Below are 18,289 nucleotides of genomic sequence, written 5' to 3'. Positions count from 1 at the left end.
CGGCCTGGTCCCTGACGCGGCCCGGCTCCCCGGCCCGGCACGCTCCACGACGCGGGGTCCCCGCATCGGGCGGGTGCCGCGGCCGACGGACCGTCAGCATCCTTGCGGCGGAGAGGAGCGGAGTGCCAGGACCTCGTCCAGACCGGTCAGCGCCAGCAGGGCCCGCAGCCGTCCGCCCGCTCCCCGCAGCCCGATGTGCCGGCCTCGGCGCGCGGCGGTGAGGCCGAGCCGGGCCAGCGCCTCCAGCGCCACCGCGTCCGGGGCGTCCAGCCTGCCCACGTCGCAGACGACCCGCGCGGCGCCACCGCACAGCAGTCCCTCCAGCCGCGCGCACAGGCCGGGCACGTCGGCGGCGGTCAGCGGTCCGGCCAGGACCAGGACGGCGGTGTCCGCCCGCGGCGCCTGCCCCGGTCCGGGCGCCGGGCCGGAGTCCGGTGGTGCGGGCGGGCCGGAGTCCGGGGGGACGTGCGGGGAGGGGCCCGGGGGAGCTCCCGCGGATGCGTCCAACACCGTCCTCCTGCCCTGGTCCGCGCCGGGCGGCGCGGGCGGGGCCGCGCCGCCGCACCCGGCGGCGGCCGCGGTCCCCACGAGGGGGAGACGCCCCGGGCGGGCGGAACTCATCCCGCCCGGGGCGCCCGCCCGCAGCGCCCGACCGGGACGCCGCGCCCGGAGCAGCACCCCGGGCGCGGCGGGGGAGGCCGCTCGGGGCCACCGCTCGGGGCCACCGCTCCGGGGCCCCCGTCAGTCCGCGGCCACCTCGACCTCGGAGTAGCCCAGCACCCGGGCGCCGTCGTCCCACACCACCGAGCCCAGGTAGCGGCGGCCCGGTCCCAGGCCCGCCCAGTCCAGCCGGAAGCCCGGCCGGTCGCCGGTGCCCACCGCCGCCGAGGCCGGGACGAGGACGGCGTTGCCCGCCGGCCCGTCGCCCAGCAGCCAGCCGGCCACGGTGGCGTCCGCCGCGCCCCCGCCGCCCGGCGCGGCGCGCAGGTCGGCGAAGAGCACCCACGTCCCGGCGGCCGGGCTGCGGACCTGCACGGTCTCGGAGCCGCCCCCGGGGACGGCGGAGGTGGTCCACAGGGTCAGCGCCCCGGTCGCGGACCGCCGGTAGAGGTACAGGTCCACGTCCGCGCCGCCCGGGGCGGCGGCGGTGAACCGCAGCAGCCGCGTCCCGGCCGGCACGGCCGCCGTGCGGACGGCCGTGTGGCCGCCCGCCGCCGGCCGGGCGGTGTCGAAGGCGGCGCCCGTCGCGCCGTGCAGCGCCTCCACGGTCACCTCGGCGGGGGAGAGCCCGCGCACGCGGGCGTTGAGGGTCCCCGCGTAGCCGGCCTGCGGCTGGAGCAGCACGGAGCCGCTGCGCCCCGCCGCCGACGCCTCGGGCGCGGGCGCCAGCGCCACCGGCCGCACCGCGACCGGGCTGCGCACCGCGTGGACGCCGTCCGTCCAGGTGAGGGAGCCGAACGCCCAGGTGTCCAGCGGCGCCGTCGTCCGGGTCAGCACGACCTTGTACCGGGCGCCCTCCCCGGCCCCCACGGCGAGCACCGGCGGCGAGACCGACGCGGTGAAGCCGGGCGGCGCCTCGACCCGGGCGGTGTAGACCGCGTCGGCGGCGCCGACGTTGTACACCTTGCGCACCACGGTCCGGGTGCCGGCCAGCGCCCCCACCGCGACGGAGGGGGAGTTGAGGTCGGAGGCCTGGATCCGCTCCACCCCGTCGCAGCCCTCGGCGCCGGTGCCGCCGGGCAGCCGCTGCCCGATGGCGCAGACGTACTTCTGCCAGTCCTTCCAGTCCGCCCGGTAGACCAGTCCGGGGTCGAGGGCCGCGCCCGGGTCCACGTGCCCGGCGCCGTAGGCGAACGGGGTGGCGGGCCGTCCGTTGGTGTCCGGGATCGGGGCGCCCCGGTTGTCCGTGCGGTACGCCGTGGTCATCAGCGCCGACTTCACCTCGGCGGGCGACCACTTCGGGTGCCGCGACAGCAGCAGGGCGGCGATGCCCGCGACGTGCGGGGCGGCGACCGAGGTGCCGGACATGGTGCCGAAGCCGTTGCCGTCGGCGCTGTCGGGGGCCGTGCCGGCGAGCACGTCGACGCCGGGCGCGGTCAGGTCGGGCTTGAGCAGGTCGCCGCCGCCCGCGACGGCCGGTCCGACCGCGGAGAACGGCGCCATGGCGGGGGCGGGCGCCGACCACGCCTCGGAGGCGGAGAGGGCGGCGGTGGCGCCGGGGGTGCGCGCGTAGGCGGCGGCCCGGTCGCCGTCGGCCCGGTCGAGGTGCACCGTCGGCACGTGGTGGAAGTCCGTCTCCAGGGTGTCGCCGTCGGCGGTGTTGCGCAGCACCATGCCGACGCCGCCGGCCTCCCGCACCGCGCGGGACTTGTCGGTGCGGTCGTTGCCGCCGCGCTCGCAGACCACGATCCGGCCCGCGGTCCGCCCCGGGTCCAGCGAGCCGGGCCGGCACTGGGCCGCCAGGGCCGGGTCGGCGCCGTCCGCGGCCGCCGCGGCGGCGTCCGCCAGCGGCGCGGAGGGGACGGCGGCGCCGGTGCCGACACCGGTGAGGGTGCTGCCGTCGCCGAGGGTGAGCACGGTCCGGTACCGGCGGTCGTGGGTGGAGGCGGCGACCGTCGTCACCCAGGGCGCGTCGTGCGCGACCGTGCCCGCCCTGCCGGTGTCGGAGTTCCCGGCCGCGGCGGCGACGAACACGCCCGCGTGGGCGGCGTTGTAGAAGGCGGCCTCCACGGAGTTCACCACCGAGGAGGTGGAGCCGGACACCGAGTAGTTGAGGACGTCCACGCCGTCGGCGACCGCCTGGTCGACGGCGGCGACGGCGTCCGCGGTGGCGCAGGCCTGGTTGCCGTCGGCGTCGACGGTCCAGCAGGCCTTGTAGACCGCGAGCCGGGCGGCCGGGGCCACGCCGCCCGCCTCGCCCGCCGGGGTGCCGTTCACCACGGCCTCCACCCCGGCGTCGCCGGCGGCGCTGGAGGCGGTGTGGGTGCCGTGGCCGCCGTGGTCGCGGGGCGAGAGGTACTCGGCGGCGACCGGGGTGACGCCCTGGTGGTAGTAGCGGGCGCCGATCACCTTGTTGCTGCAGAAGACCGGGGCCTCCTCCCCGGGGTCGCAGGAGCCCTTCCAGTGGCGCGCGACCACCTCCGCGTCGGGGCGCGGTTCGGGCAGCGGGGCGAAGAGCGGGCTCTCGGGGGTGAAGCCGGAGTCCACCACCCCGATGACCACCCCCTCGCCTGCGTGCGCGGCGCCCCCGAACCGCCGCTCCCACACGCCGCCCGACCCGGACAGGCCGAGGAGGCCCGCGGTGGAGACGCTCTCCACGGGCAGCAGTTCGCTGCGCTCCAGCGAGGCCACCCCGTCGGCGGCGGCCAGTTCGGCCGCCTGACGGCCGGTCAGGTGCGCGGCGAAGCCGTCGAGGGCGTAGTCGTAGGAGTACACCGGGCGGACCCCGGGCACCCGGGCCAGCACCCGGCCGCGCCGCTCGCGCAGCCGCTCCCGGTAGGCGCGGACGGCGGGCGAGCCGGTGTCGAGCCGCACGCCGGGCTGCGGCCGGGTGGCGGGCAGCCCGGCGGTGCCGCCGCCGTAGGAGGCGACGGGCGCGTCGGCGAGCTGCACGACGTACAGGCCGTCGGCGTACGGGCCGTCGGCGGGCCGCCCGCCGGCCGGGCCGCCCGGCGCGGGCGCCCCGGCCTCGGCCGGTTCCGCGGGGGCCTGGGCCGGTGCGGAGGGCTCCGGCGGTCCGGCGGGGCGGCCCGGGGCCGCCCCGGTGAGGGCGGCCGCGGCCGCCAGGACGATGCCCAGGACCAGGCCGGCCGGCCGGTTCCTGCGACGAGGTGTCACGGTGGGGTCCCCCCTGGGATCCGATGGGTCGTGGTGGAGCGGGACGGGGCGGGCGGGAGCGGGGCAGGAGCGGGACGGGGCCGGGTGCCCCCCCGCCCGCTGCCCGGCGGCGGTTCAGCGGAACACGCCGTGCACGGACGCCGATCCGGCGGTGCCGTCCACCGCGGAGGCGGAGGCCGTCCAGCGGTCCTGCCCCGGGTCCCGCGCCCCCCGCGCGTGGTCGAACCTGACGGCGAAGACGTACGCGCCCGGCTGGAGCACCGTGCCGCCGCGCAGGGTGAAGCGGTAGACGATCTCGCTGCCGCTCTCCTCGACCGCCGTGCCGACGGCGTCCGGTCCGGGCCCGGTCCAGGTGGTCGGCGCGGCCACGCCCGCCGTGCGGGCGATCCGCACCTCCACCCGGAGGGACCGGAGGGCCCTGTCCGTCGTCACGGTCACGTCGCCCTGCTCCCAGGTGTCCGTGGAGTGCGGGTCCACCGCGCCGGCCGCCCGCAGGAAGCGGTCCTCGACGGCGGCCCCCGAGGCGTCCGGCGCCGGGACCGCCCCCGGCGCCGCCGGATCCGCCGCTCCCGGGTCGGCGGTCCCCCAGGCGGGCGCCTCCAGGGGCCCGCTGTCCGGGACGGTGCGGACCGGGAGCGGGGCGGACGCCTCCGTTCCCGCGCCCGGGCCGCCGTCCCGGGCCTGCCGGCCGTCCGCCGGCGGGGGAGCGGCGCCGCCGGTCCGGTCGGGCGCGGGGCCCGTCGTGCCGCCGCCGGGGGCCGCGCTCCGCGTCACCGGTGCGGCGGGCGGCGGGGCGAGCGGCCCGTCGGAGATGCGGATGGAGGGCCGGTCGTCGAACCGGGCCTCCGCCGCCGCCCAGGCCGCCGCCCCGCCGGCCAGCAGCAGCGCGCCCAGCGCCGCCGCCGCGCCGGAGGCGCGCCCCGGCGGCCGGCGCGGCGCCCACCGGTCCGGCTCCTCCGGCCGGTCCCCCTCCGGCTCCCGGCGCGCCGGGGGGGAGGCGCACAGGGGGGCCTCCTCGGGACGGCCCTCCCGCTGCGCCTGCCGCACACGCCGCAGGATGTACTCCCGGTCCGGGGCGTGCCGAGAGGCCTCGGCGTGCAGCGCGGCGTGCAGCGCCCCGTCCCGGTCGGCTCTGCCTCCGTGGTCCCGCCCCGGCATCACTCCTCCTCCCGGACGCCGCCGACGGCCGCCGGCGACCGCCGGGCGCGGCGCCGCGCCGCCCGCCGCGGTGCCGACGGGTCGCCGTCCGCCCCGCCGCCGGCCGTGCCGCCCGGTCCGCCGCCGCGGCCGGGGGCCGCCGCGCCCGCCGGGACCCGCGCATCGTACGGGGCGTCGGCCGCGGCCGGCCTCAGCAGCGCCTCCAACTGCGCGGCGCCGCGCGAGGTCTGGCTCTTCACGGTGCCGACCGAGATGCCGAGCACCCGCGCGGTCTCCTGCTCGGACAGGTCGAAGGCGTGCCGCAGCACCACGCACGCCCGCTTGCGGAACGGCAGCCGGTCCAGGGCGGTGCGCACGTCGAGCACGGCGGGCACGTCGGGGTCGTCGGAGCGGTCCCGCCACAGCGCGGCCGCCACCCCGACGCGCCGCCGCTCCCTGCTGAGGGAGCGGATGCGGCTGCGGGCCAGGTTGGCGACGATCCCCCGGGCGTAGGCGGCGGGGCAGTCGGCCGCACGGACCCGGTCCCAGTGGCGCCACACCTCGACGAGCGCGTCGGCGGCGAGGTCGTCGGCGGAGTCGGGGTCGCCGGTGAGCAGGTGGGCGAGGCGGGAGAGCTCCGCGTGGTGGCGCTCGAAGAACGCGTGGAACTCCTCCGCGCCGGCTGTGTCCTGGGGAATGTCCGCCCTCCCTCCGTGCCCGCCCGCGGTGGTGGGCCGCGGACCCGGGCCGGCCCTCACCCGCCCCGCCCGGGGCCGCCGGGACCGCGTGCGGCCCGGCGGCCGTCCGGGCCGGACGGACCGCCGAACTCCGCTGCGGCGAAAGGGGGTTCGGCTCCCGGTCACGGGTTGGACGAGAGTAGCAGCGATGCCGCGCCCGGCCCCAGCTCCCGGGCGGGTCCGCCACGCCCTGCCCGGCCGCCTGCCGGGCCGTCCGCCGGTCCGCCCTGCGCGGCCGCCTGCCGGGCCGTCCGCCGGTCCGCCCTGCGCGGCCGCCCGCCGGGCCGTCCGCCGGGCCGCGCCTCCCGGCCCCGCCGGGCCCCTACTGCCGGTAGCCCGCCAGGAAGCGGCCGATCCGGCCGACGGCGACCTCCAGGTCGTCCTCCCGCGGCAGGGTGAGGATGCGGAAGTGGTCGGGCCGCGGCCAGTTGAAGCCGGTGCCCTGGACGACGTGGATCTTCTCCCGGAGCAGCAGGTCCAGCACGAACCGCTCGTCGTCCTTGATCCGGTGCACCGCCGGGTCCAGCCGGGCGCAGGCGCATCCCGGCGAGCACGCTCAGGCCCTCCAGGCAGCCCTGCGCGTGCTGCCGGGCCCCGCCGACGCACCCGACGCCGTCCTCGCCCTGGACGACGCCGCGGTCGCCGCCCTCGTGCGGGGCGACACCACGCCCGGCGCGGCCGTCCGGCAGGGCGTCCTCGCCGTCTCCGGCGACACCCCGCTGGCGGAGGCGCTGCGCGCGGCGGGGTGAGGGCGGCGGCGCCGCAGTGCTCCCGGCCCGCCGTCGTCCGGCGTCGCGGTCGTCCGGCGGTCCCGGCGGTCCCGGCGGTCCCGGCGGCCCCGGCCGACAGGCCGACGGCGCCGTCGGGCGGTCGGTCCGTCAGCTCGTCAGTTCATCAGACCGCCGGGCCGTCGGCCCGTCAGGCCGTACGGCCCAGGCCGTCCGTGCGCTGGAAGGTCCGGCCGGGCCGGTCCGCGGGGGCGGCGGCCGGGCCGAGGGGGTGCTCCCGGCCGCGCCGCCGGTAGACCCGCTCGCCGAACAGCCAGAAGTGCAGGTCCATCAGCTGCGGCGGCCACAGGACCAGGCCCGCGCCGCCGATCCGCCCCGCCTCGTTGCGCCGGGCCAGCCGGGCCAGGGGCTCCAGCAGCTCCAGCCCGGCCGGGCGCCCGGCCACGGCGGCGGTGGTCGCCGCCGCGACCAGGTCGGCGAGCTGGAGGTGCGGCACCAGGTGGGAGGGGGCGGTGAGGATCGGCAGCACCACCCGCTCCGGGACGACGTGGGGCGTGCCGGACTCGGTGAGCTCCTTCGCCGCCCGCAGCCACGACCCGCCGGCGTGCCCCGGCTCGTCGGCGACGACCACGCCGAGCGCGTCCCGCTCGGCCAGGAACCGCTCGATCCGCTCGTAGAGGTAGGCGAGGATCTCGGGCTCCACCCGGTCCCGCATGGGCCAGTCCAGGTGCCCGCGGTCCCAGACGACGACGGCGGAGCGGATGCCGTGGTCCGCGGCCAGCTCCAGCATCCCGCGGCGCAACGCCGGGCGCAGCCGCCCCCCGGCGCCGCGCCAGAACTGCGGCGCGGCCCGGCCCGGGTTCCACTTCAGCTCGACCCCCTCGGGCACCCCGAGCCCCGCGCACAGCCGCGCCAGGTCGGCGGCGTAGGGCCCGAGCGCGTCCTCGGGCACGAACACCGCCCCCAGGGCGACGAGTTGGCCGAGCCCGGCGCGGGGCACCTGGTCGGTCTTGCTGTCGTCCACGAAGACCATCCACACGGCGCCTCCCCGGGGTGCGGTTCCCCAGGGGTTATCGCCGGTCGCGGGCCCCGCTACGCCTCGGCCGGCCCGCCCGCTCCGGCCGCGGCGCCCGCCACGCCCGCTCCGGCCGCGGCGCCCGCTCCGCCCACGCCGGCCTCCCGCGGCCGCGACGCCCGCCACAGCCGCACGCAGGAGAGCAGCGCCGCCGCCAGCAGCAGCGCGTTGCGCACCACGACCACCCCGGCGGCCGGTCCGTCCCCCTCGGTCATCCTCCAGAAGTACAGGGGGTAGTCCAGGGTGGTCGCCGCCGTCGCGAGCAGCAGCAGGCCCGCCACCGGACGCTGGCTCGTCCCCCGCACCGTCAGGCAGACCGCGGCCAGCCCCACCAGCCACACCAGGTACTGCGGGCTGACCACCCGGCTGGTGACGGTGAAGAGCAGCACCGCCGCCAGCGCCGCGTCGTACGGGGTCGCCGCCGTCCAGCGCCGCGCCCGCAGCCGCCACAGCAGCAGCCAGCCGAAGGCGGCGCAGGTCAGCGCCAGCGACACCCCCGCCACCAGGGACACGTACGGGCCCTGGAACTCCACCGAGCCGTAGCGGGTGTGCACCCGGCCCGGCCAGCCCAGCAGCCGCGCCGCCTGCAGCGCGCTGCCGCCCAGCGACTCGATCTCCACCCCCCGGCGGTGCTGCGCCGTCAGGAAGCCGAAGGCGCCGCGGAACGCCACCGCCGCCACCGCCGCCAGCACCGCCGCCGAGGCGAGCAGCGCCAGCCACGCGTCGCGGGTGGAGCGGCCGCGGGGGGTGCCCAGCACGGTCAGCGCCGGCCACACCTTCACCATCGCGCCCACCCCGGCCAGCGCGCCGCCCAGGCCGGGCCTGCGCCGCTGCGCCAGCAGCGCGGCCACCGCCACCGCGGTGACCTGCACGTCGTACCGGATGTAGGGGAGGTCGAGCAGCAGCGGCAGGCCCAGCGCCCACAGCCAGGCGCCGGCGCGGCTGCGGCCCGGGCGGCGGCCGGCCCGCAGCAGCGCGCCCTGCACCGCCGCGTCGGCGGCCAGGCTCAGCGCCACGAAGCCCGCCAGGTAGCCGAGCGGCGCCAGCAGTCCCGGACCCAGCATCACCAGGGCCGCCCCGGGCGGGTACTGCCAGGAGACGTCGCCCACCGGGAAGTGCCCGGCGAGCAGGCCCTCGTACCAGCGGTGGTAGAGGTCCACCACCTCCACCGGCTGCTGGACGCGGCCGGTCGCCACCAGGCCCAGCATCACCAGCCGGCTGGAGGCCCAGTAGCCGGCCAGCCCGGCGACGTCGTGCGGCCAGCGGTCCGGCCGGTACCAGCGCGCCCGGGCCGGCGGGACCGCGCCCGCAGGCCCCGGGAGCGCCGGGCCCGCGCCGGGCGTGTCCGCGCCGGGCGTCCCCGCGTCCGCCGGGCCGGGCCGGGCCGCCGCCGCCGTGCGGGGCGCCGGGGTGCGGGGGCCCGTCGGGCTCCCGCCGCTCCGTCCGCCGTCCGCGGCCGCCGCGCCGGCGGGACCCGGGTGGTCCGGCCCCCCGTCCTGACGCCCGACCGCTGCCCGCGTCTCCGCCACCGTCGCCTCCGTACCGGCCCACCCGATCCCCTGACAAGCCGCGAATATAGGCAGGACGTGCCAAAAGGTCCGGTCCCCGCTCCGGACGGTCACCCCTTCGTGGCCGCCATCCGCAGCCGCCGCCGCACGCACCGTGGCCGACCGGCCCCACCCGCACTACGCTGCGCCACGGAGGAGCGCGCCCACCCGCCGCCCCTCCGCCCAGCCGCCCGCCAACCGGCCGAACGGGGTGATGGCCGTGCCCAGCCCGTGGATCGCCTGGCCGCAGGGAGCCGACCCGGCCGCCGTGCGCCGCGCCGCCTCCGGCGCCCACGAGTCCTTCCTGTGCACCGGCCGTGCCCCCGGCATCCGCACCGTCGTGCTCGACTCCTGGCGCCGCTGCGCCCGCAGCGGCGTCGACCCGGAGCGCGCCTCTCCCTCCGTCGCCCTCACCGACGAGCAGCTGCGCCTGCGCCGCCGGGACCACCCGCTGGCCGCCGTCCTCCCGCTGGTCCGCGACCTGCTCGTGGACCCGGCCGCCGACGCCGGGCAGGTCGTCGCCCTCGCCGACGCTGCGGGGCACCTCCTCTGGGTCGAGGGCCACCCCGGCCTGCTGCGCCGCGCCGAGCGGATGGGGTTCGCCCCCGGCGCCTGCTGGCGGGAGGAGGAGGCGGGCACCAACGCCCCCGGCACCGCCCTCGCCCTCGACCACCCCGTGCAGATCTTCGCCAGCGAGCACTTCTCCCGGGCCGTCCACCCCTGGAGCTGCGCCGCCGCCCCCGTGCACGACCCCGCCACCGGCAGGGTCCTCGGCGTGCTCGACGTCACCGGCGGCGACCACGTGGCCTCCCCGCAGGCCCTCGCCCTGGTGCGGGCCGCCGCGGCCGCCGCCGAGGGCGAACTGCTCCTGCGCCACCGCCAGGGCGCCGCGGCCCCCGCGCCCCGGGGCCGGACCCGGAGCGCCCCCCGCGCCGCCGCCCCCCGCGCCGCGGCCTCCGGCGCCGCGGCCACCGGCACCCCGGCCTCCGGCGCCGCGGCCACCGCCCCGGGCACCGCCCGGCTCCAGGTCCTCGGCCGCGACCGCGCCCTGCTCACCACCGCCGACGGCCGTACCCGCGAACTCGCCCCCCGCCACTCCGAGATCCTGCTGCTTCTCTCCCGCCACCCCGGCGGCCTCAGCGCCGACGCCCTCGCCGCCCTGCTCCACGAGGAGGAGTCGGCCCGCGTCACCGTCCGCGCCGAGATGTCCCGGCTGCGCCGCCTCGTCGGCGACGCGCTGCTCGGCTCCCGCCCGTACCGGCTCACCGCGCCCCTCGCCACCGACGCCGACGACGTCCGCCGCCTGCTCGCCCGCGGCGCCCACCGCCAGGCGCTGCGGCACTGCCCGGGCCCGGTGCTGCCGCGCTCCGGCGCGCCCGGCGTCGTCGAGGAGCGCGAGGCCCTCGCCGCCGGGCTCCGCGCCGTCCTGCTGCGGCACGCCGGACCTGAACTGCTCGCCGAGTGGGCGCGGCGCCCCGAGGGGCGGACCGACCCCCGGGTCCTGGAGGCGGCGCTGCGGGCCCTGCCGCCCGGCTCGCCCCGCCGCACCCTGCTCGCGGCCGACCTCGCCGCGCTCGCCGCCCCGCCGCGCCCCCGCCCGGCGTCCGGCGCCCCCGCCGCCCCGTCCGCCGCGGTCCCCCGCCCCCGGGGCTCCGCGCCGTCGCCTCCCGCACCGCCGTCCCCGAAGGCCCCGTCCCCGAAGGCCCCGTCCCCGAAGGCCCCGTCCCCGACGGCGCCGTCCCGCCGCCGGGCGGCACCGCCGCGCACCGCAACCCTCCCGCAACCCCCCCGCGGCTAGCGTCGCCCCGCAGCGCCGTCCCCGGGCGGGCCGGGGGCGTGCCACAGCGCGAGGAGGCGCACCCATGACGGTCTACCAGCCGCCCGGCCGACCCGGCAGCCCGGCCACCTACCGGTCCCGGTACGAGAACTGGATCGGCGGCGCGTGGGTCCCGCCCGTGAAGGGCCGGTACTTCGAGAACCCGAGCCCCGTCACCGGGCAGACCTTCTGCGAGGTCGCCCGCAGCAGCGCCGAGGACATCGAGAAGGCCCTGGACGCCGCCCACGCCGCCGCCCCCGCCTGGGGCCGGACCTCCCCGGCCGAGCGCGCCCTCGTCCTCAACCGGATCGCCGACCGCATCGCCGACAACATCGAGATGCTCGCCGTCGCCGAGAGCTGGGAGAACGGCAAGCCCGTCCGCGAGTCCCTGGCCGCCGACCTGCCGCTGGCCGTCGACCACTTCCGGTACTTCGCCGGGGCGATCCGCGCCCAGGAGGGCGGCCTCTCCCAGATCGACGACGACACCGTCGCCTACCACTTCCACGAGCCGCTGGGCGTGGTCGGCCAGATCATCCCCTGGAACTTCCCGCTGCTCATGGCGGTCTGGAAGCTCGCCCCCGCCCTCGCCGCCGGCAACGCGGTCGTCCTCAAGCCCGCCGAGCAGACCCCGGCCTCGATCCTGCTCCTCATGGAGCTGGTCGCCGACCTGCTGCCGCCCGGCGTCGTCAACGTCGTCAACGGCTTCGGCGTCGAGGCGGGCAAGCCGCTGGCCTCCAGCAGCCGCATCCGCAAGATCGCCTTCACCGGTGAGACCACCACCGGCCGGCTCATCATGCAGTACGCCAGCGGCAACCTCATCCCGGTCACCCTGGAGCTGGGCGGCAAGAGCCCCAACATCTTCTTCGAGGACGTCGCCGACGAGCGCGACGCCTTCTACGACAAGGCCCTGGAGGGCTTCACGCTCTTCGCCCTCAACCAGGGCGAGGTCTGCACCTGCCCCAGCCGCGCCCTGGTCCAGTCCTCCATCTACGACCGGTTCATGGGCGACGCCCTGGAGCGGGTGACCTCGATCCGCCAGGGCAACCCGCTGGACACCGACACCATGGTCGGGGCCCAGGCCAGCAACGACCAGCTGGAGAAGATCCTCTCCTACCTCGACATCGGCCGCGCCGAGGGCGCCAAGGTCCTGGCCGGCGGCGAGCGGGCCGACCTCGGCGGCGAGCTGTCCGGCGGGTACTACGTCACCCCGACCGTCTTCGAGGGCGACAACAGCATGCGGATCTTCCAGGAGGAGATCTTCGGCCCCGTCGTCTCCGTCACCCGCTTCGACGGCTTCGACGACGCCCTGCGCATCGCCAACGACACCCTGTACGGGCTCGGCGCCGGCGTGTGGAGCCGCGACGGCTCGCGTGCCTACCGGGCGGGCCGCGCCATCCAGGCCGGGCGGGTGTGGACCAACTGCTACCACGCCTACCCGGCGCACGCCGCCTTCGGCGGGTACAAGAACTCCGGCATCGGGCGGGAGAACCACCGCATGATGCTGGACCACTACCAGCAGACCAAGAACCTGCTGGTCAGCTACTCCGACCAGGGCCTCGGCCTGTTCTGAGCCCCGCGCGGTGCGGGGCCGTCCCACCCCTGGCGGCCCCGCACCCCGCGGCCCGTACCCCGCACCCCGCGGCCCGCACGCTGCGCCCCCGCACCGCCCCGCCCGACCCCGCCGGAGACGGAGACGCCCGTGGCCCCCGACCCCGACCCCGCAGCCGCATCCGGGCTCCGGACACCACCGGAGCCCCCGGCCGCCCGGGTCGCCCTCACCCCCGCCGCCGCCGACCTGCTGCGCGAACTGCACGCCGAGCACGGCCCGCTGATGTTCCACCAGTCCGGCGGCTGCTGCGACGGCTCCGCGCCGATGTGCTACCCGGCCGGGGAGTTCCTCACCGGCGGCAGCGACGTCCACCTCGGGGACCTCGACGTGCCCGGCGCCGGACCGGTCCCCTTCTGGATGGCCCGCGCCCAGTACGCGTACTGGCAGCACACCCACCTCACCGTCGACGTCGTCCCCGGCCGCGGCGCCGGCTTCTCCCTGGAGGCGCCCACCGGCCTGCGCTTCCTCATCCGCTCCCGCCTGCTCACCGACGGCGAGCTGGCCTCCCTCGGCCTGCTCTGACCGGGGGCCGGCCGGAGCCGTGCCCCGGCCGCGGACGGCGGTCCGGGCCCCGCCGGGCGTGGCGGGTCAGCTGCGCGCACGCTGGGTCACCGCGATGCACAGGAGGACGACCACCGCGGTGAGCGGCGCGGCGGGTGACACCCGCTCGCCCATGAGCAGCACGGACCAGGCCAGGGTGACGAGCGGTTGGGCCAGCTGGAGCTGACTGGCCCTGGCGACCCCGACGGCGGCCATGCCGCGGTACCAGACGACGAAGCCGCCGAACTGTGAGACCGCGGCCACGTAGGCCATGCCCGCCACCGCCCTGGCGGTGAGGTGCACCGGCTCGGACGGCCAGGCCAGCAGGGTCGTGGCGAGGGTGGCCGGCAGCGCCGCCACCACCCCCCACGCGATGACCTGCCACCCCGGCATGCGGCGCGAGAGCCGGCCGCCCGCGGCGTATCCGACGGCGCACACGAGCAGCGCCCCGGACAGGCAGGCGTCGGCGGCGGTCGGCTCGCCGTGGCTCTGCTGCAGGGTGAAGCCGGCGACGGCGACCGCTCCGGCCACCGCGCCGCACCAGAAGAGCCGCGAGGGCCGCTCCCCGGTGAGCGCGGCCGCGACGACGGCGGTGGCCAGCGGCAGCAGGCCGACGACGACGGCGGAGTGGGCGGTCGAGGAGGTCCGCAGCGCGAGGGTGGTCAGCAGCGGAAAGCCGATGACGCACCCCCCGGCGACGGCGGCGACGCCGGGCCAGTGCCGTCGTTCCGGGACCGGGACGCGGCCGACGGCCAGGCAGGCCCCCGCCACGAGGGCGGCGAGGACGCCCCGCAGGCCGGTGGCCGTCCAGGGGCCGAAGCCGTCCAGCGCCCAGGCCGTGGCGGGGAAGCTGAAGGAGAAGCCGAGCACTCCCAGCGCGGCGAGGACGGTCCCGCGGTCCACTGCTATCCACCGGACGGGAGTAGCGCTATTTTCTGCTGTCATGAATGACGATAGCAGTGTGGCGCACCTCCTGGGTGTCCTCCGCAGCGAGCTGGAGCGCTATCCGGAAGGCGGCAGGCTTCCCTCCAGCCGGTCCCTCATGGAGCGGTACCGGGTGAGCCCGGTGACCGTGTCGCGCGCGACCGCCGCACTGGTCGCCGAGGGCCTGGTGGTCTCCCGCCCCGGGGCGGGCGTCTTCCGCGCCGGGCCGCAGGCCGGGCCCCGGCCGCCGGGGGACCTCTCGTGGCAGGAGGCCGCCCTCAGCGCCGACGCGTCGCCCGGCCCGGCGGGCGACGGGCCGCCCGCCCCCCGGCGCGCGGACGCCTCCGGCCTGCTGGCCACGCTCGCCGTGCCGCCGCCCGGCTCGATCGACCTCAACGGCGGCTACCTGCACCCCTCCCTGCAGCCCGAGCGCGCCCTCGCCGGAGCCCTGGCCAGGGCGGGCCGCAGGCCGGGCACCTGGGAGCGGCCGCCGGTCGAGGGGCTCGCGGACCTCAGGGCCTGGTTCGCCCGGGACATCGCCGGACCGGACTCCCTCCTCGGCGGTGCCGACGTCCTCGTCACCGCGGGCGGCCAGAGCGCGCTCAGCACCGCGCTGCGGTCCCTGGCGGCCCCGGGTGCCCCGGTGCTCGTCGAATCGCCCACCTACCCGGGCGTGCTCGCCGTCGCACGGGCCGCAGGGCTGCGGCCGGTCCCCGTCCCGCTCGACGCGGACGGGGTGCGCACCGACCTGCTGGAGGACGCCTTCCGGGCCACGGGGGCGCGGGTGTTCGTCTGCCAGCCCCTCTTCCACAACCCCACCGGCGCGACCCTCCCGCCCGAACGGCGCCGCGAGGTCCTCCGGATCGCACGCAGGGCGGGGGCCTTCGTCGTGGAGGACGACTTCGCCCGCCGCCTCGTCCACGCCGACGCCCCGCCGCTTCCCCGGACGCTCGCGGCCGAGGACCCCGACGGGGTGGTCGTGCACGTGCGCTCCCTCACCAAGGCCGCCTCGCCCAGCCTGCGCGTCGGAGCCCTCACCGCCCGCGGACCCGCCATGGAACGGCTGCGGGCGACCCAGGTGATCGACAACTTCTTCGTCCCCCGCCCCCTGCAGGAGACCGCCCTCGAACTCGTCGGCTCCCCCGCCTGGAGACGCCACCTCCGCACACTGGCCGACGCCCTGCGCAGCCGGCGGACCGCCGTGGCCGAGGCCCTGGGCCGGGAGCTCCCCGCGCTGCGGGCGCAGGTCCCGCACGGCGGGTACCACCTGTGGCTGCGCCTGCCCGCCGGGACCGACGAGACCGCCCTCGCCGCCGCCGCCCTCCACGCCGGCGTCGCCGTCACCCCCGGCAGGCCGTACTTCCCCGCCGAGGCGTCCGCACCGCACCTGCGCCTCAGCTACATCGGCGCCGTGGGCGACGACCAGCTCCGGGAGGGCGTCCGCCGGCTGCGGCGGGCGTACGCACAGGTCTGCTCCTCCCGCGCCGGGGAGCCCGCCGGCCCGGCCTGAGCACCCCGGCGGGGCGGCGCGGCCCGCCCGGCCCGGCCGCCCCGCGGCCCGGCCGCCCCGCCGCCCGGCCGTCCGGGCCCCGCGCGGCGTGCACGGCCGCCGGCCGCCGCCCCGCCCGGGGCGCCCTCCCCGGCGCTGTCGGCCCGGCCTGCCAGAATGCACCCTAGGCACAGCGACCAAGGGTGGTTCCCGACCGTGACGACCGTGACGACCATGTCCATCGAGCAGAGGATCGCCGAGGAGCTCGGCGTGCGCGAGGGGCAGGTGACCGCCGCCGTCGGCCTGCTCGACGGCGGCGCGACCGTGCCGTTCATCGCCCGCTACCGCAAGGAGGCGACCGGCACGCTCGACGACGCCCAGCTGCGCGCCCTGGAGGAGCGGCTGCGGTACCTGCGCGAGCTGGAGGAGCGGCGGGCCGCCGTCCTGGAGTCCGTCGAGGCGCAGGGGAGGCTCGACGACGCCCTGCGCGAGCGGATCATGTCGGCCGACTCCAAGGCGCGCCTGGAGGACGTCTACCTCCCCTACAAGCCCAAGCGGCGCACCAAGGCGCAGATCGCCCGCGAGGCCGGGCTGGAGCCGCTCGCGGACCTCCTGCTGGCCGACCCCTCGCAGGACCCGCAGGCCGCCGCCGCCCCGTACGCGGACCCGGAGCGCGGCGTCGCCGACACCGCGGCCGCCCTGGAGGGCGCCCGCGCGGTCCTGGTCGAGCGGTTCGCGGAGGACGCCGACCTGATCGGCGAGCTGCGCGAGCGGATGTGGGCCCGCGGCCGCCTGGTCGCGAAGGTCCGGGAGGGGAAGGAGCAGGAGGGCGCCAAGTTCGCCGACTACTTCGACTTCTCCGAGCCCTTCGTGAAGCTGCCGTCGCACCGCGTCCTGGCGATGTTCCGGGGCGAGAAGGAGGAGGTCCTCGACCTCGTCCTGGAGCCGGAGGAGGAGCCCGCAGGACAGGCCGCCCCGGCGGAGCGCACCGGTCCCGGCGACTACGAGCAGCGCATCGCCCGGCGGTTCGGCGTCGCCGACCGCGGCCGCCCCGCCGACCGCTGGCTGCTGGACACCGTCCGCTGGGCCTGGCGCACCCGCATCCTCGTCCGCCTCGGCATCGACCAGCGCACCCGGCTCCGGCAGGAGGCCGAGGACGAGGCCGTCCGCGTCTTCGCCGCCAACCTCCGCGACCTGCTGCTCGCCGCGCCCGCCGGGACCCGCGCCACCATGGGTCTGGACCCGGGCTTCCGCACCGGCGTCAAGGTCGCCGTCGTCGACGCCACCGGCAAGGTCGTCGCCACCGAGACCGTCCACCCCCACGAGCCGCAGCGCCGCTGGGACGACGCGGTCGCCGCCCTCGCCCGCCTCGCCCGCACCCACCGGGTCGACCTGGTCGCGATCGGCAACGGCACCGCCTCCCGCGAGACCGACCGGCTCGCCGCCGACCTGATCGCCCGCCACCCCGACCTCGGCCTGACCAAGGTCATGGTCTCCGAGGCCGGCGCCTCGGTGTACTCGGCCTCCGCCTACGCCTCCCAGGAGCTCCCCGGGCTCGACGTGTCGCTGCGCGGGGCCGTCTCCATCGCCCGCCGCCTCCAGGACCCGCTCGCCGAGCTCGTCAAGATCGACCCCCGGTCGATCGGCGTGGGCCAGTACCAGCACGACCTGTCCGAGGTGAAGCTCTCCCGCTCCCTCGACGCCGTCGTCGAGGACTGCGTCAACGCCGTCGGCGTCGACGTCAACACCGCCTCCGCGCCGCTGCTCACCCGCGTCTCCGGCATCAGCGCCGGACTGGCCGAGAACATCGTGCTGCACCGCGACGCCCACGGGCCCTTCCGCACCCGCAAGGACCTCAAGGGCGTCGCCCGGCTCGGCCCCAAGGCGTTCGAGCAGTGCGCCGGCTTCCTCCGCATCCCCGGCGGCGACGACCCGCTGGACGCCTCCAGCGTCCACCCCGAGGCGTACCCGGTGGTGCGCCGCATCCTCGGCGCCACCGGCGGCGACCTGCGCTCCCTCATCGGCAACGGCACGCTGCTGCGCTCGCTGAGGCCGGGGGAGTTCGCCGACGCCACCTTCGGCGTGCCGACGGTCACCGACATCCTCCGCGAGCTGGAGAAGCCGGGCCGCGACCCGCGCCCCGCCTTCCGCACCGCCGTCTTCAAGGAGGGCGTCGACAAGCTCTCCGACCTGCTGCCCGGCATGCTGCTGGAGGGCGTGGTCACCAACGTCGCCGCCTTCGGCGCCTTCGTCGACGTCGGCGTCCACCAGGACGGCCTGGTCCACGTCTCCGCCATGTCCAGGACCTTCGTGAAGGACCCGCGCGACGTGGTGAAGCCCGGCGACGTCGTCCGCGTCAAGGTGCTCGACGTGGACGTGCCGCGCAAGCGGATCTCACTGACGCTGCGTCTGGACGACGAGGCCGCACCGGCCGCGGGCGGCGGGGGCGGGCAGCGCCCGCAGCAGGGCGGCGGCCGTGACGGCGGAGGGCGGGACGGCGGCTCCCGCGACGGCGGCGGGCGCGACGGCGGCGGGCGGCGCGGGCCGCGTCCGCCCCGGCAGCAGCGCGGCGGGGGCTCCGGCGGCGCGCCCGCCGGCGGCGCCATGGCCGACGCGCTGCGCCGGGCCGGACTCGCCGGTCCGGAGCGCCCGGGCCGCTGACCCGGCCCGCCACCCGGCGGCCCCACCCGTCCCCCACCGTCGGCCGTGCCCGGCAGCGCCCCGCAGCGCTCCGGGCACGGCCGACGGCCGTTCTCCCGGATCTTTCCAGAAGCCTCACACCGCGCTCCCCGTTCTCCCCACACACTCCGCCTAGGCTCCCGTGAACACACGGACGATGCACGGCCCCCG

At 78.7% G+C, this 18,289-nt stretch carries 12 protein-coding genes and 2 pseudogenes; 6 read left to right on the top strand and 8 right to left on the bottom strand.

The window, feature by feature from the left end; genetic code table 11:
- Positions 1–93: 93 nt before the first annotated feature.
- The 5 genes and pseudogenes from ACFY07_RS19145 to ACFY07_RS19125 all read right to left on the bottom strand — a co-directional run.
- On the bottom strand, positions 94–507 hold the full coding sequence (locus ACFY07_RS19145) for an STAS domain-containing protein (protein WP_390869915.1): 414 nt from the start codon (positions 505–507) through the stop codon (positions 94–96).
- A gap of 234 nt (positions 508–741) precedes the next feature.
- A complete protein-coding gene (locus tag ACFY07_RS19140; RefSeq protein ID WP_390869913.1) occupies positions 742–3,837 on the bottom strand; it encodes a S8 family serine peptidase in 3,096 nt (1,031 codons plus the stop codon).
- A gap of 114 nt (positions 3,838–3,951) precedes the next feature.
- On the bottom strand, positions 3,952–4,995 hold the full coding sequence (locus ACFY07_RS19135) for a hypothetical protein (RefSeq protein WP_390869912.1): 1,044 nt from the start codon (positions 4,993–4,995) through the stop codon (positions 3,952–3,954).
- Between the two features lie 101 nt (positions 4,996–5,096).
- A pseudogene (locus tag ACFY07_RS19130) lies at positions 5,097–5,672 on the bottom strand (SigE family RNA polymerase sigma factor); the annotation flags it as partial.
- A gap of 361 nt (positions 5,673–6,033) precedes the next feature.
- A pseudogene (locus ACFY07_RS19125) lies at positions 6,034–6,249 on the bottom strand (aminotransferase); the annotation flags it as partial.
- 43 nt (positions 6,250–6,292) lie between these two features.
- Here ACFY07_RS19125 and ACFY07_RS19120 point away from each other — a divergent pair.
- Positions 6,293–6,460: an SCP2 sterol-binding domain-containing protein gene (locus ACFY07_RS19120; RefSeq protein ID WP_390869910.1), complete on the top strand. Its 168-nt coding sequence runs from the start codon at positions 6,293–6,295 to the stop codon at positions 6,458–6,460.
- Positions 6,461–6,629: 169 nt separating this feature from the next.
- Here the strand turns inward: ACFY07_RS19120 and ACFY07_RS19115 are convergent, their stop codons facing one another.
- Both ACFY07_RS19115 and ACFY07_RS19110 read right to left on the bottom strand, forming a co-directional pair.
- A complete protein-coding gene (locus tag ACFY07_RS19115; RefSeq protein WP_390869908.1) occupies positions 6,630–7,463 on the bottom strand; it encodes a DUF3800 domain-containing protein in 834 nt (277 codons plus the stop codon).
- Positions 7,464–7,531: 68 nt separating this feature from the next.
- Positions 7,532–9,043, bottom strand: coding sequence for a glycosyltransferase 87 family protein (locus tag ACFY07_RS19110; RefSeq protein WP_390869906.1), 1,512 nt, complete (start codon positions 9,041–9,043; stop codon positions 7,532–7,534).
- Between the two features lie 238 nt (positions 9,044–9,281).
- Here ACFY07_RS19110 and ACFY07_RS19105 point away from each other — a divergent pair, with 238 nt between their 5' ends.
- The 3 genes from ACFY07_RS19105 (at position 9,282) to ACFY07_RS19095 (ending at position 13,008) form a co-directional block, all read left to right on the top strand.
- Positions 9,282–10,859, top strand: coding sequence for a GAF domain-containing protein (locus ACFY07_RS19105; RefSeq protein WP_390869904.1), 1,578 nt, complete (start codon positions 9,282–9,284; stop codon positions 10,857–10,859).
- Positions 10,860–10,923: 64 nt separating this feature from the next.
- A complete protein-coding gene (locus tag ACFY07_RS19100; RefSeq protein ID WP_390869902.1) occupies positions 10,924–12,447 on the top strand; it encodes an aldehyde dehydrogenase family protein in 1,524 nt (507 codons plus the stop codon).
- Positions 12,448–12,576: 129 nt separating this feature from the next.
- Complete coding sequence (locus ACFY07_RS19095) at positions 12,577–13,008, top strand: DUF779 domain-containing protein (protein ID WP_390869900.1); 432 nt, start codon at positions 12,577–12,579, stop codon at positions 13,006–13,008.
- Positions 13,009–13,074: 66 nt separating this feature from the next.
- Here ACFY07_RS19095 and ACFY07_RS19090 read toward each other — a convergent pair whose 3' ends face one another.
- Complete coding sequence (locus ACFY07_RS19090) at positions 13,075–13,971, bottom strand: DMT family transporter (protein ID WP_390869898.1); 897 nt, start codon at positions 13,969–13,971, stop codon at positions 13,075–13,077.
- Here ACFY07_RS19090 and ACFY07_RS19085 point away from each other — a divergent pair.
- Both ACFY07_RS19085 and ACFY07_RS19080 read left to right on the top strand, forming a co-directional pair.
- Positions 13,970–15,460, top strand: a complete 1,491-nt coding sequence (locus ACFY07_RS19085; protein WP_390869896.1) for a PLP-dependent aminotransferase family protein — start codon at positions 13,970–13,972, stop codon at positions 15,458–15,460. The two genes, ACFY07_RS19090 and ACFY07_RS19085, sit on opposite strands and share 2 nt — an antisense overlap.
- Positions 15,461–15,673: 213 nt before the next feature.
- A complete protein-coding gene (locus tag ACFY07_RS19080) occupies positions 15,674–18,100 on the top strand; it encodes a Tex family protein (RefSeq protein WP_390870105.1) in 2,427 nt (808 codons plus the stop codon).
- The last annotated feature ends 189 nt before the right edge of the window (positions 18,101–18,289 follow it).

This window comes from Streptomyces sp. NPDC001380, assembly GCF_042895785.1.
Classification (GTDB): Bacteria; Actinomycetota; Actinomycetes; order Streptomycetales; family Streptomycetaceae; genus Peterkaempfera.
Note: the sequence above shows the minus strand (reverse complement) of the source record. Positions and strands in the feature narration are given on the sequence as shown.